At 44.2% G+C, this 769-nt stretch carries 1 protein-coding gene; it reads right to left on the bottom strand.

The annotated features are described in order from the left end of the window. Positions 1-141: 141 nt before the first annotated feature. On the bottom strand, positions 142-769 hold a 628-nt coding region (locus A3762_RS22880), incomplete at its 5' end, for an OmpA family protein (RefSeq protein ID WP_231878904.1).

The following is a 769-nucleotide window of genomic DNA, read 5'->3' as shown; positions in this document are numbered from 1 at the left end:
GGCGTCTGAACCGACCCTGAGTCTAAATGCTCAACGTCAGTGTCGGTGACAAGCATCAAGCGTAAACCGATATGGTCATCAACCCGAAAATATCGACGACGCTCTGATGTTTTTTGAGACATAGCTACTCCGCAACTTAAGCTAGAAAATTTCCTCCGGCGACAAATCTAACATGTCTCGCAGCAAACTAGTATTCGCAGCATCAACCGCTTGTTCACTGGCTTGAATATCTTTGCGCATTGAGTCTGCGCTTTTCTCTTCAAGCACGATCTCTGCGCGTCGATTTTTAGCTCGATGTTCAGTAGAGTCGTTTGCGACTAAAGGACGGCTATCTGCAAAGCCCGAGACCGAAACACGTCTTGGGTCTAAATCACCCGATTCCATGAGTCCGTGGGCAACCACTAAAGCGCGTTTTGCTGACAAATCCCAGTTTGATGGAAATTCTTTTGTTTTTATCGGCACATCATCCGTGTGCCCTTCTATTGAAATTCTACCCTGAACAGAGCCTAGTACGTCAACGAGCTTATCCAAAATAGGTAAAAAATCATCTTCCAGATGCGCTGAACCTGAAGAAAACGACCCTTTCTCTTCAACTCGTATAATAATTTTGCGCCCTTGAGTTTCTAATTCGATTAATTCTTCTGAAATTTCTTTCTCTAGAAAAGACGCAATTTCGAGAGCCTGATCTTCTGCTTCCTCAGCAGCCTTAGTGACAGTAGAAACCAACAATTGTTGCAGCTCTAGCATTTCCCTATCATTTTCACCCAAT

It is taken from the genome of Oleiphilus sp. HI0125, from assembly GCF_001635355.1.
The sequence above is the reverse complement of the archived record's forward strand: the minus strand, read 5'-3'. Positions and strand labels throughout refer to the sequence as shown.